Annotated in this window: 13 protein-coding genes; 2 read left to right on the forward strand and 11 right to left on the reverse strand. The window is 66.9% G+C overall.

Annotated elements, in window-relative coordinates:
• Nucleotides 1–215: 215 nt before the first annotated feature.
• From AC3IRM_RS10225 to rlmE, 11 genes are all read right to left on the reverse strand, one after another.
• Nucleotides 216–1,508: an adenylosuccinate synthase gene (locus AC3IRM_RS10225; protein WP_489203064.1), complete on the reverse strand. Its 1,293-nt coding sequence runs from the start codon at nucleotides 1,506–1,508 to the stop codon at nucleotides 216–218.
• An 855-nt stretch (nucleotides 1,509–2,363) separates the two neighbouring features.
• The gene (locus AC3IRM_RS10230; RefSeq protein WP_489203065.1) at nucleotides 2,364–2,549 is read right to left on the reverse strand and encodes a DUF2065 domain-containing protein; all 186 of its coding nucleotides are present in this window, start codon (nucleotides 2,547–2,549) and stop codon (nucleotides 2,364–2,366) included.
• A 13-nt stretch (nucleotides 2,550–2,562) separates the two neighbouring features.
• Nucleotides 2,563–3,426, reverse strand: a complete 864-nt coding sequence (gene hflC, locus AC3IRM_RS10235) for a protease modulator HflC (protein WP_489203066.1) — start codon at nucleotides 3,424–3,426, stop codon at nucleotides 2,563–2,565.
• Nucleotides 3,423–4,613 carry an FtsH protease activity modulator HflK gene (gene hflK / locus AC3IRM_RS10240; RefSeq protein WP_489203067.1) on the reverse strand — a complete coding sequence of 397 codons (1,191 nt, stop codon included), beginning with the start codon at nucleotides 4,611–4,613 and terminating at the stop codon, nucleotides 3,423–3,425. Before hflK ends, hflC begins: the two co-directional genes overlap by 4 nt.
• Before the next feature lie 187 nt (nucleotides 4,614–4,800).
• A complete protein-coding gene (gene hflX / locus AC3IRM_RS10245; RefSeq protein ID WP_489203068.1) occupies nucleotides 4,801–6,120 on the reverse strand; it encodes a ribosome rescue GTPase HflX in 1,320 nt (439 codons plus the stop codon).
• An 18-nt stretch (nucleotides 6,121–6,138) separates the two neighbouring features.
• Entirely contained in the window at nucleotides 6,139–6,414 is a 276-nt protein-coding gene (gene hfq / locus AC3IRM_RS10250; protein ID WP_310234610.1) for an RNA chaperone Hfq, read from the reverse strand.
• A gap of 356 nt (nucleotides 6,415–6,770) precedes the next feature.
• The gene (miaA, locus tag AC3IRM_RS10255; protein WP_489203069.1) at nucleotides 6,771–7,688 is read right to left on the reverse strand and encodes a tRNA (adenosine(37)-N6)-dimethylallyltransferase MiaA; all 918 of its coding nucleotides are present in this window, start codon (nucleotides 7,686–7,688) and stop codon (nucleotides 6,771–6,773) included.
• 74 nt (nucleotides 7,689–7,762) lie between these two features.
• Nucleotides 7,763–9,274: a sodium/proline symporter PutP gene (putP, locus tag AC3IRM_RS10260; protein ID WP_489203070.1), complete on the reverse strand. Its 1,512-nt coding sequence runs from the start codon at nucleotides 9,272–9,274 to the stop codon at nucleotides 7,763–7,765.
• Nucleotides 9,275–9,565: 291 nt separating this feature from the next.
• Nucleotides 9,566–10,465 carry a dihydropteroate synthase gene (gene folP / locus AC3IRM_RS10265; RefSeq protein WP_489203071.1) on the reverse strand — a complete coding sequence of 300 codons (900 nt, stop codon included), beginning with the start codon at nucleotides 10,463–10,465 and terminating at the stop codon, nucleotides 9,566–9,568.
• A 481-nt stretch (nucleotides 10,466–10,946) separates the two neighbouring features.
• A complete protein-coding gene (gene ftsH / locus AC3IRM_RS10270; protein ID WP_489203072.1) occupies nucleotides 10,947–12,872 on the reverse strand; it encodes an ATP-dependent zinc metalloprotease FtsH in 1,926 nt (641 codons plus the stop codon).
• A gap of 51 nt (nucleotides 12,873–12,923) precedes the next feature.
• On the reverse strand, nucleotides 12,924–13,556 hold the full coding sequence (gene rlmE, locus AC3IRM_RS10275) for a 23S rRNA (uridine(2552)-2'-O)-methyltransferase RlmE (RefSeq protein ID WP_489205901.1): 633 nt from the start codon (nucleotides 13,554–13,556) through the stop codon (nucleotides 12,924–12,926).
• An 81-nt stretch (nucleotides 13,557–13,637) separates the two neighbouring features.
• Here rlmE and yhbY point away from each other — a divergent pair, with 81 nt between their 5' ends.
• Nucleotides 13,638–13,943: a ribosome assembly RNA-binding protein YhbY gene (yhbY, locus tag AC3IRM_RS10280; RefSeq protein WP_489203073.1), complete on the forward strand. Its 306-nt coding sequence runs from the start codon at nucleotides 13,638–13,640 to the stop codon at nucleotides 13,941–13,943.
• A gap of 18 nt (nucleotides 13,944–13,961) precedes the next feature.
• Nucleotides 13,962–14,357 carry an Mth938-like domain-containing protein gene (locus AC3IRM_RS10285; RefSeq protein WP_489203074.1) on the forward strand — a complete coding sequence of 132 codons (396 nt, stop codon included), beginning with the start codon at nucleotides 13,962–13,964 and terminating at the stop codon, nucleotides 14,355–14,357.
• The last annotated feature ends 52 nt before the right edge of the window (nucleotides 14,358–14,409 follow it).

The following is a 14,409-nucleotide window of genomic DNA, read 5'->3' on the forward strand; positions in this document are numbered from 1 at the left end:
CGGCTCCTGACCGGTCGATGGACAGCCCGGTTTCGATGCGCTGCCGATCAGATAAGGGGATCGCGCAAGACAGGCGGTGTGATCGAGATGACCCTGTTGTTCCGCAGTGTGAAGCCGCGGCTCCACATCGACGAAAAGGCCCCGCTTGTGTGCGCCGCACTACGCAAGAAAAACCCCGCTTGCGCGGGGTTTCTTCGGACCAGAAAACGCCTGGATCAGGCGAACGGATCCTGCAGCACCATCGTGTGCGCACGGTCGGGGCCGGTGCTGACGATGCTGATCGGGCAGCCGGCCAGCTCTTCCAGTGCACGCAGATAGGCGCGTGCGGCGGCGGGCAGCTTGTCCCACTCGGTGATGCCGTGGGTGGTCTCTTCCCAGCCCGGGAACTCGAGGTAGACCGGCGTGCACTCGTCCCAGCCGGCGGCGTCGAGCGGCGCGTACTCGGTGCGCTTGCCGCGGTATTCGTAGGCGATGCAGATCTTCAGCGTCTTCATGCCGTCGAGCACGTCGAGCTTGGTGATGCACAGGCCGGAGATGCCGTTGATGGCGACAGCGCGCTTGAGCGCGACGATGTCCATCCAGCCGCAACGACGCGGGCGGCCGGTGGACGCGCCGTATTCCTGGCCGCGGTCGCGGATGCCCTGGCCGATCTCGTCGTCGAGTTCGGTCGGGAACGGGCCACCACCCACGCGCGTCGCATACGCCTTGGCGATGCCGAGCACGTAGTCGATCGCGTCCGCGCCCACGCCCGCACCGGCCAGTGCGCCACCGACGGTGGTGTTGGAGCTGGTGACATAGGGATAGGTGCCGTGGTCGATGTCGAGCAGTGCGCCCTGCGCGCCTTCGAACAACACGCGCTTGCCCTGCTTGCGCAGGTCGTGAAGGATGCCGGCCACGTCGGACTTCATCGGCTCGACGTAATCGCCGAACGCCAAAGCTTCGTCGTAGGTCTTCTGGAAGTCGATCGCTTCGCCGCCGAGATACTTGGTCAGCACGAAGTTGTGGTAGTCGAGCGCGGTGCGCAGCAGTTCTTCGAGCTGCTTGGGGTAATGCAGGTCGGCCACGCGGATGCCGCGACGCGCCACCTTGTCTTCGTACGCCGGGCCGATACCGCGGCCGGTGGTGCCGATGGCCTTGCCGCCGGCAGCCTTCTCGCGGGCCTGATCGAGGGCGATGTGGTACGGCATGATCAGCGGCGTGGCCGGGCTGATCTTCAGGCGCGAACGCACTTCGACACCGGCGGCTTCGAGTTCGCCGATTTCCTTGATCAGCGCAGCCGGGCTGAGCACCACGCCGTTGCCGATCAGGCACAGCGCGTCGTCGCGGAGGATGCCCGAGGGAATGAGGTGGAGGACGGTCTTCTTGCCGGCGATCACCAGCGTATGGCCGGCGTTGTGGCCGCCCTGGAAGCGCACGACGGCGCCGATGTCCTGCGTGAGCAGGTCGACGATCTTGCCCTTGCCCTCATCGCCCCACTGGGCGCCGATTACGACGACTGACTGACCCATCTCGTGACTCCTGGTTCGCATTGCGGCCATCGGGGCCGCAGAAAGGGACCGGCCAGCCTTGCGCGGGGATTGGACGCTCCATCGGGGAGACGACCGCCTCGCAGGGCCGGACACGGAAAAAGCCGGCAGTCCCCTCATGCGAGATGGCCCGTCCGGCTTTTCCGCATTATCCGGATAAGGGGTGACGGGGGCCACCTGTTTGTGGGGCGTGTTCACGGGGTTGGAAGGTTCGTCGGTAGCGCCCGACCCTCACCCGACGCGCAAAGCGCACCGGCCTCTCCCGGAGGGAGAGGCGTTGGGTTCGGACGTGCGTGATGTTCCAGCGGACTCTGGATTCAAGATTGCTGACATATGCAGCCACCCGTTGAGCCCCTCTCCCCCGGGCGAGGAGTTGGGGTGAGGGCTGACGCGCGCGGGAAAGCTCGAAGTCGCAGCCGGATTGCCGCTGTTGGACTACCGATCTACAACGCCTCTACGCGACGGGCCTCTGTCCTTCCCGAAATGGGTGCGTGTCGCCCGTTCCACGCAAAGGCGCTGGGTCCCGACGTTCGCCGGGACGACCATCACCGGCACGGACGAGCGACGACCAGACGCGTGAACGAAACGTCGCCCCAGCGGTCTTCAGCGACGCATGCCTGGTGAAGCTGGGCCCCATTTCGATTTATCTCGAAGCGCGGGCGGCGAGCGGCAGGATCCAGATGGATCCCAGCGTTCGCTGGGATGACGATCAGAAATGCGCCGGGATGACGACGGGGGGCGAAGCCGCTTCAGTGGAACGCGCTGAAGGCCGATCCGGAAGCAGTCCGTGAACTGCCCTCTTGCCAGCTCAACCGCCACAGGGGGAATCCCACCCCATCAACCCCGCACGAAATACAGCGCAACCATCCCCGCCGCCAGGACCCCTGCGCCGATGCGGCGCAGTGTGGTGGTGGGCATCGTGAGCATCTGTTCGGCGTTGCGCTTCCAGAAGCCGGGGATGGCGAACAGGATCAGGCCTTCGAGTACGAACACCAGGCACAAGGCCGCCCACAGATCCGACATCAGGCGCACACCATCAACGATCGCTGCGCATGTACTGCAGGAAGGGATCGTTGCGCTCGAGCACGATCACGCTGTCGCCCTTCTCGAACGCGGCGCGGTAAGCCTCGAGGCTGCGCTGGAACGCGTAGAACGCCGGGTCGCGGTTCGCGGCCTCGCCGTAGATGCGGGTGGCTTCGGCGTCGCCTTCACCGCGCAGGGTCTGCGCGTCGCGTTCGGCTTCGGCAAGGATCACGGTCTGCTCGCGGTCAGCCTGGCCGCGGATCGCGCGGGCGCGTTCCTCACCTTCGGCGCGCAGTCGCGTGGCCACTTCCTGTCGCTCGGCGCGCATGCGGTTGTAGACCTGCTGGATCACCTGGCTGTCGGTCGGCAGGTCGATCTGCTTCAGACGGATGTCGATGATGCGCATGCCCAGCGACTTGGCCGCTTCGTTGATGCCCGGCAGCTGGCGCTCGACGAACTCCGAACGGTTGCCCGAGACGAGTTCGGTCAGCGTGCTGGCGTTGATCTCGTTACGCAGCGAGTTCTTGATGATCGGCTCGAGGCGCAGGTTGGCATCGGACTCGTTGCCGGACGTGGCGCGGTAGAACGCGGCGACGTCGCTGATGGCGACGATGGCCACGAAGTCCACGCTGACGTCCTTGCGCTCGGAGGTCAGCGAGCGCTCGGGCGAGAACGCGCTGGCGTTGAAGCGGCGGTCGAACACGCGCGCCGATTCGATCAGCGGCACCTTGAAGTGCAGACCCGGGCCGATGTCGGTCCGCGCGACGCGGCCGAGGTTGAGCACCAGGGCCACCTGTCCTTCACGGACCACGTAGACCGAGCCCATCAGGCCCAGCAGCACGATGATGATCAGCGGAATGACGAAGTTGAGTCTCATCGGGTGGCTCCTTCACGCGACGGGCGCGGCAGAGCGCGCGCGGGCGCTTCCGGCATCGCGGTGCTGTTGCTGCTGTTGCGTGTGGCCTCGACGGAGGGCGACAGCACCTCCGGCGGGATCAGCGAAGGCGCGGCTTGACCACCCGCGCCCTGCCCAGCCATCGGCACGTAGATCAGCTGGCGGCCGTCGCCACCAACGACGATGCGGTTGTCGGCCAGCACGCTCTGCACGGTTTCCAGCCACAGACGCTTGCGGGTCACGTCCTGGGCGCCGGCATAGGCATCGACCAGCAGCGAGAAGCGGGTCGCGTCACCGGTGGCGCGGGCGATCTCGGCGGTCTTGTAGCCCTCGGCCTGTGAACGCACACGCTCGGATTCACCGCGCGCCTCGGGCACGATCTTGGCCGCGTAGGCGCCGGCTTCCTTGACCAGCTGCTCGTTCATCTGCTGCGCGCTGTTGACGGCGTCGAATGCGTCCTTGACCTCTTCCGGTGGACGCGCGTCCTGCAGGTTGAGTTCGTTGACGAACAGGCCGGTGCGGTAGCTGTCGAGCGAGGCCTGCAAGGAGGTCTGCGCCGCGGTCGAGATCGGACCACGCGCATTGAGCGCGGCGTCCAGATTCACACGACCGATCTGTTCGCGGACCGCGCTGAGCGCGGTCTGCTCGAGCATCTCGCGGGCGTTGCGGGTGCCGAACAGGTACTGCACGGCATCACCGACGCGGTACTGCACGTTGAACGACACGATGACGATGTTCTCGTCGCGGGTCAGCACCGGCACGGTGTTGCTGAAGGACTGGACCGTGGTCGCATCGACCTTGGTCACGCGCTCGACCGGCCACGGCAGCTTGAAGTTCGGACCCGGCTGCATGACGCGGGCGACCTGGCCGAAGCGCAGCACCACGCCGCGCTGGGTTTCACCCACCAGCACGAAACAGTTGAGCAACAGCACGATGACCACGACGACCGCGATCCAGCGCAGCGGATTGCCGCCACCGAAACCACCACCGAAGAGCCCGCGGAACTGGTCGAGGATGCGGTCGAAACCACCGCCACCACCACCGCGTCCTCCACGTCCACCACCGCCGGTCCGGCGTGGCGGCCACGGATTGCGTTCGCCCTGACTTCCGGAATCCTTGCGGTCCGGAGAATCCTTGTCCTTGTTGTTGCCGGGAATGTTCCAGGCCATGCCTGCTCCAGTTCTGGGCGCGCAGCCTGCGTCGGCGGCGGCGCGGGGGTCGCATAGTCTAACCGGCTCGCGCCTGTCGCAGGCCACGCACCGGAGGTCATGCCGGGAATACCCGCGGGAGCGGCCTTTTGCGCTCGGGGCTCCAGGGGGAAGCCGCGACGCGCGCAAGCGCGCTCCCACAGATCAATCAGATGGTGTCGTCTTCGTCCGGAGGCAAGAGCGCGCGCAGCGGTTCGCCGTCCGTCTGCGAAGCCAGGCGCGCGGCGTCCGCATGGGCGAGGTCCACCTGCAGCAGCCAGCCGGACTCGTCGAGCGTTTCCTCGCGCACGCCTTCCAGCGCATGCAGGCGGGCATGCAGGCGACCGGATTCGGGCGGCAGACGCACTTCGCCGCTCACCCGGCGGATGCCCAGCCGGCGCGCCAGCGCCTGCGACAGCAGGTCGAGACCGAGCCCGTCCCGCGCGGAAATCCACACGCTCTCGCGCACGGCGTCATCGGCCAGCGCATTCGGATCCTGGTCGTAGCGCGGCGTCGCGCCTTCGATGCGGTCGATCTTGTTGAACACCAGCAGCTGCGGCAGGTCGCCCGCGCCGATCTCGGTCAGCACGGCATCGACCTGGGCGATACGCTCGTTCCGCAGCGGGTCGGCGGCGTCGATGATGTGCAGCAGCAGGTCGGCCTCGCGCGCTTCGCTCAGGGTGGAGCGGAAGGCGGCGACGAGCTCATGCGGCAGGTCGCGGACGAAGCCGACCGTATCGGCCAGCACCACGCTGCCGCCGGACAGGTCGACGCGGCGCACGGTGGGATCCAGCGTGGCGAACAACTGGTCGGCCGCGTAGGCATCGGCGCCCGACAGTGTGTTGAACAGCGTCGACTTGCCGGCGTTGGTGTAGCCCACCAGCGCCACGCGCGGCATTTCGCTGCGCACGCGCGCACGGCGCATCTGGGTGCGCTGCACTTCCACCTTGTCCAGGCGCGCCTGCAGCTGTTCGAGCCGCTTCTGCAGCAGCCGGCGGTCGGTCTCGAGCTGGGTTTCACCCGGGCCGCGCAGGCCGATCGAACCACCGCGCTGCCGTTCCAGATGGGTCCAGCCGCGTACCAGGCGCGTGGCCATGTGGCGCAGCTGCGCCAGCTCGACCTGCAGCTTGCCTTCGTGGCTGCGGGCGCGCTGGGCGAAGATGTCGAGGATCAGGCCGGTGCGGTCGACGACGCGGCGCTCGAGAAATTTCTCGAGGTTGCGTTCCTGACCCGGCGTGAGCCGATGATTGACCAGCACCAGATCGGCGCCGGTCGCCTCGGCCGCGGCCTTGACCTCGTCGAGCTTGCCGCTGCCGAACAGCGTCGCGGCATTGGGCTTGTCGATGCGGGCCGGAATGACCGCGGCGACGCGGGCACCGGCCGAGCGGGCGAGTTCCGAAAATTCTTCCAGCGCGCCTTCGTCGGCCGGGCCATGCGAATGCGGCTGGATCAGCAGCGCGTTTTCACCCTTGCGGGAGCGTTCGAACAAAAGAGTTCACACCTCGGGTCAGTCGGTGGTCTCGGGCGCTTCGTCCTCGCCTTCACCGGACTGGACGAACCCGCCGCCTGGCACCACACGCACATTGCGGGCCGGCACCACGGTGGAGATGGCATGTTTGTAGACCATCTGGCTCACGGTATTGCGCAGCAACACCACGAACTGGTCGAACGATTCGACCGTGCCCTGCAGTTTGATGCCATTGACGAGGTAAATCGAGACGGGCACACGCTCGCGGCGCAGTGCGTTCAGGAAAGGATCCTGCAAGGATTGCCCCTTGGACATGGTGTTTCCCCAGCGTAGTTGTTGTTCTGATGACCTGTTGGCCGGGCCATCGCCCGCTCCCCGGACGACGACCGGCCGATGTTACACAACCGCGATGCGGTCTGTGCGCGATCACCGGGGGCGATTGCTGTGCGGAATCGGGGATTCGTGACGGTGAAGGCGGATGCGGCGCCAGGCCTCGAAGCTTCTGACACCCTCCCCCGCTCGCGGGGGAGGATTCGGAGGGGGTGAAGCCTCAGGCGCAACAGATCCGGAACCCGTGGGGTTGATGGATCGCACGAAGACGCTTCTTATTCCATTGACGGAGTGCGCCCACCCGGACCGCCCCTCCATGAGGAAAGGCTTGAGCCCCCTGCTCACCCCAGAAACGCAGCCACTTCCGCATCCAGCGCGTCGCGCTGCGTGGCCGGATCGAACCAGCGCGCAGCCCCCCGACCGCGCAACCAGGTGAACTGACGCTTCGCCAGCTGCCGGGTCGCGGCAATTCCGCGCTCACGGAAATCTTCGGCAGTTCCCCGCCCGTCCAGAAATTCCCAGGCCTGCCGATATCCCACTGCCCGGATCGCCGGCAGTTCCAGCGGCGCGGCATGCGCCTGCAACTGCGGCAGCGCGCGCAACGCACGCACCTCGTCGAGAAAGCCGGCGGCGAGCATGGCGTCGAATCGGGTGGCGATGCGCGCGTGCAGGGTCGCCCGTTCGGGCGGCGCGATCGCCAGCGCCAGGACCCGCGCCGGAAATGGCGGCGACTCGGACGGGCGTTTCTGCCATTCGCTGATCGGAATGCCGGTCAGTCGATGCACTTCGAGCGCGCGCTGGATCCGCTGCGCATCGCCGGTCTTGATGCGCACGGCGGCGTCGGGGTCCAGCGTCGCCAGGCGCGCATGCAGCGCTGGCCAGCCGAGTGCGGCAGCCTCGGCGGCGATGGCCGCGCGCGTGTCGGGATCGGCTTCCGGCATCGGCGAGAGGCCATCGAGCAAGGCGGCGAAGTACAGGCCCGTACCACCGGCGAGAATCGGCACGCGACCACGGTGCAGGATGTCCTCGACCGCGGCACGCGCATCGTGCGCGAACTCGGCGGCGGAGTACGTCTGCCAGGGTTCGCGCAGATCGAGCATGTGGTGCGGCACGCGCGCGCGCTCACCCGCATCCGGCTTGGCCGCACCGATCTCGAGCCCGCGATACACCAGCGCCGAATCGACGCTGACGATCTCACCTCCGAACCGCTCCGCCCAGTCGAGCGCGAGCGCGGTCTTGCCGGAGGCCGTCGGGCCCATCAGGGCGATGGCGCGGGGGTGTCGGCGACTGATCACGTTCGAGGTTGCCAGGCCATACGGCTTTTCCTTCCCCCTCAGTACCCCGTCTCCTTCAACGACAGCTGCACCTGCGCATGTGTGGCCTGCACCGCCGCCGACGGGGCACGGCCCAGCAGACTCACGACGACGATCGCCAGCGCCGCAGACAGGAAGCCCGGAATGATCTCGTAGAGCCCGGAATCCATGCGGTTGACCATGATCTCCTTCCAGAAGATCACCATCGCCGCGCCGGTCAACATGCCGGCAATCGCGCCATTTCGGGTCATGCGCTTCCAGAACAGCGCCAGCAGCAGCACCGGACCGAACGCTGAGCCGAAACCGGCCCACGCGTACGAGACCAGGCCCAGCACGCGGCTCTCGGGATCACGCGCCATCCAGATCGCGACCAGCGCCACCATCAGCACGCTCATGCGGCCCACCCACACCAGCTCGCCCTGCGAAGCCTGCTTGCGGAAGAAGCCGCGATACAGGTCTTCCGACAGCACGCTGGAGCACACCAGCAGCTGGCTCGACAGCGTACTCATCACCGCGGCCAGGATCGCCGCGAGGATGATGCCGGCGACCCACGGATTGAACAGCAGTTCGACCAGCGTGATGAAGACGCGCTCGGAGTTCTGCAGCACGGGCGCCGCCTGGTCCGGGTGCGCCTCGAAGTAGGCAATGCCGAAGAAGCCCACCGACATCGCGCCGATCATGCACAACGTCATCCAGCCCATCGCGATCCGGCGCGCCGTGGGGATGGTGTGCACGCTGTGCGCCGCCATGAAACGCACCAGGATGTGCGGCTGGCCGAAGTAGCCGAGCGCCCAGCCGAGCAGCGATACGATGCCGATGACGCCGAGGTTGCCGCCGCGGAACCAGTCGAGCTGGAGCGGATCGTTCGCCCGGATCAGGTCGACGCTGGCGTCGAAGCCGCCTGTATGCATGAAGACCAGGATCGGCGCGAGCAGCAACGCGAACATCATCATCACGCCCTGCGCGACATCGGTCCAGCTGACCGCCAGAAAGCCGCCGATCAGCGTGTAAAGCACGGTGACCGATGCACCCAGGAAGATCGCCTGGCCGTAGCTCATCCCGAACACGCTTTCGAACAGACGGGCGCCGGCGACCACGCCGGACGCGCAGTAGATGGCGAAGAAGACCAGGATCACGAGCGCGGTGAACACGCGCAGGATGCGGCTGCGGTCGTCGAAGCGATTGGTCAGGAAGTCCGGCAGTGTCAGCGCGTTGCCGGTGCGCTCGGTGTACACGCGCAGCGGCCCGGCCACGAAACGCCAGTTGAGATACGCCCCGAGCAGCAGGCCGACTGCGATCCACGCCTCGGACACGCCACTGAGGAAGATCGCGCCCGGCAGGCCCATCATCAGCCAGCCGCTCATGTCCGAGGCACCGGCCGAGAGCGCGGTGACGCCCGGACCCAGGCTGCGGCCGCCGATGATGTAGTCGTCGAAGTTCTTGGTCCGGCGCCAGGCCACGATACCGATCACGACCATCACCGCCAGGTAGACGAGGAACATGACGACGGTCGGCGTATTGGATCTGAGCACGGGGCCTCCTGGACTGGATCGCGACACGGAAAACGCCGCAGCGACTGCCACGGCGGTGCGCCAGCCTAACGCAGCGCCGCGCTGCGGTCAGTCGCGCGTATGCGCAGTGCCGCCAGCGCTGCGCGTGTCGGCGAGCCGCGGCGATCGGCTGCGGCACCGCGCACAACGGCCTCAAGCCGCGTGCGGACGGCTGCCCCCGGGCATTGACCGCGCCCGGCGCGCGGCGACGGCATCGAGCGTGCGGACTTGCTTTGCAATGCACCACCCGCTCACGTTCGGGAACGCCGTGGGTCAGGCGTCGTCGGGCCAGCTGATCGCGGGCTTCGGCGTCGCGGCACGCGGCGTCGGCACCGCGACCACCGCGGACAGGATCCTCAGCGCGTCGACCGTCTCCGCGACGTCGTGCACGCGCAGGATGCGTGCGCCGTTCTGCGCGGCGATGAGATGCGCGGCCACCGACCCGGCAACGCGCTCGGCCGGCACCTCGCGTCCGGTCAGCTCGCCGATGCTGCGCTTGCGCGACAGCCCGGCGAGTACCGGCACACCGAGTTCGACGAAGCGCGACAACTGCGCCAGCAGCGCCATGTTGTGGGCCGTGGTCTTGCCGAAGCCGAATCCCGGATCGACGATGATGCGCTTCTTGTCGATACCCGCCATTTCCGCGGAAAAAATCCGCTCGGCGAGGAAGCGGTGCACCTCGCCGACGACATCGTCGTATTCCGGTGCTGTCTGCATGTCACGCGGTTCGCCAAGCATGTGCATCAGCACCACCGGCACGCCCAGCGACGCCGCGGCCTCGAGCGCACCGTCGCGGCGCAGGCCGTAGACATCGTTGATCAGGCCCGCGCCCGCAGCGACGGCGGCGCGCATGACGTCCGGCTTGGACGTGTCGATGCTGATCGGCACCGTCGTGCGCGCGAGCAGACCTTCGATCACCGGCACCACACGTCGCAGTTCTTCTTCGACCGACACCGCGTCCGCACCCGGACGCGTGGATTCGCCGCCGACGTCGAGAATGTCGGCACCCGCGTCCGCCAGCCGCACGCCGTGCGCGATCGCCGCATCGGCGCTGTCGTGCGCACCGCCGTCGGAGAACGAATCGGGTGTGACATTGACGATGCCCATCACGCGCGGGCGATCGAGCCGCAGGACGCGGCCATTGCAGTCGAGCTGCGGAGCGGTGTCGAACATCAGCGCATCTCCTCGCGACCGTCGCGCGCGGCCGTCGCCATGCAGCAACGCACACCCGACCGCGCACGGGGGGACACGCCGTTCGCACGTCTCTCCCAGAGTCCAATCGGCAGCTGGGGCTTCCGGGTTGGCGGGTTCGGTTCTGACATCGCCTGCTCCAGGTCGGAATACGTCAGTGCAGACTCTGGCGACTCGCCAGCGCCATCGCAAGCGTGACGACACGCAAGCGTTGAATGCGCGCGCACTGCCACGGGAACAGCGCATTCGGCTTGTCTCGAACCGCTCTGATCGACGGACCCCGGGACATCGCGCCTCCCATCGTGTCGTCCGCTGCAGCGTGGCCCGCAGCCGTATCAACGCACGTCGCGAACACGACCGAACGCGAGGCGTCGCTGCGCGCCCCGCTCTCCTGCGGCGCACAGCGGCAGAAACGCAGAAGGCCGGGATTGCGCCCGGCCTTCTGGTGACACCTGCGTTGCGATCAGGCCTGTTCGGCCGGACCACCGATCGGCGGCTGCAGCGGGCGGTTGCCGCCCTTGTCGCCGCTGTCGTCGTTCTTGTCAGCGTTCGACTTTGCCCAGCCCATCGGCGGCGGCGGATCGCGGCCTTCCATGATCGCATCGATCTGCGGCACGTCGATGGTCTCGTACTCGAGCAGCAGCTTGGACATCGCATGCAGCTTGTCGATGTTCGCGGTCAGCAGCTCGGTTGTGCGCTCGTAGGCCTTGTCGAGGATCGTGCGCACGACCTCGTCGATACGCCGCGCAGTATCGTCGGAGACCGACTTGTGCTGGGTGACCGAACGGCCGAGAAACACCTCGTCGTCCTCTTCGCCATAGGCGATCGGGCCGAGTTCGTCGGATAGGCCCCACTTGGTGACCATGTTGCGGGCCATCTTGGTCGCACGCTCGATATCGTTCGATGCGCCGGTGGTGACCTTGTCGCCGCCGAAGATCAGTTCCTCCGCGACGCGGCCGCCGTACAAGGAGCACAGCTGCGATTCGATCGCCACGCGGTTCATCGAATAGCGGTCGCCTTCCGGCAGATACATCGTGACGCCAAGGGCACGGCCTCGCGGAATGATCGTGACCTTGTAGACCGGGTCGTGCTCGGGCACGAGGCGACCGACGATCGCGTGGCCGGCCTCGTGATAGGCGGTCAGCGTCTTCTCGTCCTCGCTCATCGCCATCGAACGGCGCTCGGCGCCCATCAGGATCTTGTCGCGGGCGCGGTCGAAGTGGTCCATACGGACCTCTTTGCCGTTCTCGCGCGCGGCGAACAACGCCGCCTCGTTGACCAGGTTCGCCAGGTCCGCGCCGGAGAAGCCGGGCGTGCCACGGGCAACGATGAGCGGCTGCACGTCTTCGTCCAGCGGCACCTTGCGCATGTGGACCTTGAGGATCTGCTCGCGACCCTTGACGTCCGGCAGGCCCACGACGACCTGGCGGTCGAAACGGCCCGGACGCAGCAGCGCGGGATCGAGCACGTCGGGGCGGTTGGTCGCGGCGACCACGATCACGCCCTCGCCGCCTTCGAAGCCGTCCATCTCGACCAGCAACTGGTTCAGCGTCTGCTCGCGCTCGTCATGCCCGCCGCCGAGACCGGCGCCGCGATGACGACCGACGGCGTCGATCTCGTCGATGAAGATGATGCACGGCGCCTGCTTCTTGGCCTGTTCGAACATGTCGCGCACGCGGCTGGCGCCGACGCCGACGAACATCTCGACGAAGTCCGAGCCGGAGATCGAGAAGAACGGGACCTTGGCTTCGCCGGCGATCGCCTTGGCGAGCAGCGTCTTGCCGGTGCCGGGCGGGCCGACCATCAGCACGCCGCGCGGAATCTTGCCGCCGAGTTTCTGGAAGCGCGAGGGATCGCGCAGGAACTCGACCAGCTCCGACACTTCTTCCTTGGCCTCGTCGCAACCGGCGACGTCGGCGAAGGTGATCTTGGTCTGCTCCTCGTTGAGCAGCTTCGCACGGGACTTGCCGAAGGACATCGCGCCCTTGCCGCCGCCCTGCTGCATCTGCCGCATCATGAAGAACCAGAAACCGATAATCAGCGCGACGGGCAGCAGCTGGATCAGGATGTAACCCAGCGAAATACCACTCGACGGCGGCGCCTGCTCGATCGCGACATTGTGGTTCATCAGGTCGTCGATCATGCGATCGTCGCGACGCGGGGCGATGACCGTGCCGCTCTGGCCGCCCTTGCTCTGGAACGTGATGGTGCGCTCGTCCTCGGCGATCTTCACCGAGCCGATCTGGTCGCGACGGACCTGTTCCATGAACTGCGAGTACTGGACGTCCTGCCCGCCTGCGCCGGTTCTGGGGCTGAAGCTCTGGAAGATCACCATCAGTACGACGGCGACGACCACCCAGAGCAGCAGATTCTTGACCAGATCGTTCATGTTTCGGGGTTCTCGTGAAGAGTTCGGTGGAGCGTTTGAATCGGCTTCATGCTACTTCATCGTCGCCAGCTTGCCCTGCGCCAGCGCATAGACTTCCGGCGAACGCTGCCGGGATGCAGCCGGCTTGCGGATCGACAGCTTCGTGTAACGCCGCCGCAGATTGCGCACGTAATCATCGAACTCGGTGCCCTGGAACAGTTTGATCAGGAACGTACCGCCGGTGCGCAGGTGGTTGTCCGCGAAATCCATCGCCAGTTCCGCCAGGTGCATCGCGCGGGGCTGATCAACTGCATCGATCCCACTCTTGTTGGGGGCCATGTCGGACAACACAAGGTCCACCTGCTGCCCGCCGAGGGTGGATTCGAGCAGCGAGAGGACCGCATCCTCGCGAAAATCCCCGTGAAGGAACTCCACGCCGGCCAGTGAAGGCATGTCGAGGATGTCGAGCGCGATCACCCGCCCGGAGTCGCCCAGCGCCTGCCGGACCCATTGCGACCAGCCGCCGGGCGCGGCGCCCAGATCGACCACGACCATGCCCGGCTTGAGCAGGCGGTCGCGTTCGACCAGCTCCTCGAGCTTGTAGGCGGCGCGCGAACGCAGGCCGTCCTTCTGGGCCTTCTTCACGAAGGGATCGGAGAAATGTTCTTTCAGCCAGCGCTGGCTGCTTTTGCTGCGGGAGGCCATCAACGGCTCGGGTGCGGGACAGGTGCGTCCGGTGGCCATGATATCCTGCCCACCGCTTTCATTTCCCCGATCGGTTCATCCATGAGTAATGCCCTGACCGCTGCCCAGACCCGTTTTCTGCGCGGCCAGGCCCATGGCATCAAGGCCATGTTGCAGGTAGGCGGCAAGGGCATCACCGAAGCGCTGATCGCCGAAATCGATGCGGCGCTCGAGCATCACGAACTGATCAAGGTGAAGGTGGGTGCGTCGGACCGCGACGACCGCGACGCGATGATCGCCGACATTGCCGGACGCACCGATTCGGCACTGGTGCAGCGTATCGGCCACGTGGCGATCCTGTATCGCCAGAGCAAGGACCGCCGCCAGATCGTCCTGCCGCGCGCCTGACCGCACGACGGGCGCCGCATGCAGCTCAATCTCGAATCGCCCGACTTCGACTACGTCCTGCGCGGCGCTGACGGGCGCCTGGCGCTGGTCAACGATCGCCGCCTGACCCGGAGTTTCATCGTCGCCCCGCGCAGCCTCGTCGAGGACTGGCCGGTCACCGACGTCCGCAGCCTGGATGTCGCGGCCCTCGATCCGGTGCTGGCGCTTGCGCCGGAAGTGGTGCTGCTCGGCACCGGCGAGACCCAGGGCTTCCCGCCGCCTGCCACCATGGCCGCCTGCCTGTCGCGCGGCATCGGACTCGAAGCCATGACCAACGCTGCCGCGGCGCGCACGTTCAATGTGCTGGCAGGAGAAGGCCGGCGCGTGGTCGCGGCGTTCGTGCTGGTCGAACGCGATGCAGCGTCGGACGCGTAGAGCGCTCAAGTCACCGTCGCGACGCTCCACAAGACGCGCGTCTCCGGGCGCA

It is taken from the genome of Luteimonas sp. KH_071 (assembly GCF_057838005.1).